Raw genomic sequence first — 1036 nt, 5'->3', positions numbered from 1 at the left:
GGCGAATTTAAGTCGCCAAGTAAATTTGTTTAACTTGCCTAGAAATATACTCTAATGGGGTGAGAAATCCAAGTCGTTTTCTCGGCCGATTGTTCAATTTCCACTCAATCCACTTGACCTCATCTCTCGTCAGGTCCTCAAACGAGGTTCCCTTTGGCAGGTACTGGCGAATCAGACCGTTCATATTTTCGTTTGCACCTCGTTCCCACGAGTGGTAAGGGTGGGCAAAGTAATAACCGACATCCAACTTTTGGGCTATCCGAACATGATCGGCGAACTCCTTTCCGTTGTCGGAAGTGACCGTGTGTAGCAGCCTCTTGTAGGGCGAAAAGGCCGCTATCAGAGTATCTGCCAGGGCGGTTGCATCCTTTGTCGGTAGAGGCTCCAGGATGCAAAGCATGGACATTCTGTCGTTGGCGGTGAGCAGGTTCCCCTTATGAAGAGCTCCGTTGATCAAGTCTATTTCAAAATCGCCGAAGCGACTTTTCTCGTCGACTATCGCCGGACGCAGGTCTATGGGCACCTGTCCCGTAATGGAGCCTCTTCCATCCTTTGCAGGACCCCGCTCTCGATATTTCTTGTCCCCATGCCTAAGGTGTGGCTTGAATTCGTCTCTGCCTTTGATATGGCGGTATATCGTTGGAACGCTTGGAGTTTTCTTACCCTCCAACCCCCTGCGTCCAACAACTTGCTCCGGTGACAAGTCCTCCTTTATCAGGGCTTCAGTTTCCGCCCAAACTTCATCGCTATACTCATAGTGAATGTGCGCTTTGTGCTGGAGCTTTACGGCCCTCTTGTCAGCCTTGTCCGGATCGTACTTTTTACGACCTCCGTTTCTGGAAATCTCCTTGCTGAGTCCACCTTCGGAAATTCCGATTAGTTTTGCTATGACTTTTTGTTGATGTCCGGCAGCCAACAGTGCGCTAATTTGGTATCTTATGTCTCGGTTAAGTCTCATCGCTTGTCCTTTTCTTGGTCGAAAACGCAAGTTAGAAACCTAACCATCCCTAGAATTCACTTTCTAGGGATTTTTTTT

The 1036-nt window shown here is 48.6% G+C and carries 1 protein-coding gene; it reads right to left on the bottom strand.

Translation table 11 applies throughout. The features are described 5' to 3' along the window. Positions 1 to 7 precede the first annotated feature (7 nt). The gene (locus tag BGX12_RS15235) at positions 8 to 916 is read right to left on the bottom strand and encodes an IS30 family transposase (RefSeq protein ID WP_158278289.1); all 909 of its coding nucleotides are present in this window, start codon (positions 914 to 916) and stop codon (positions 8 to 10) included. Positions 917 to 1036 lie beyond the last annotated feature (120 nt).

This window comes from Fibrobacter sp. UWR4, from assembly GCF_003149045.1.
Taxonomy (GTDB): Bacteria; Fibrobacterota; Fibrobacteria; order Fibrobacterales; family Fibrobacteraceae; genus Fibrobacter.
Note: the sequence above shows the minus strand (reverse complement) of the source record. Positions and strands in the feature narration are given on the sequence as shown.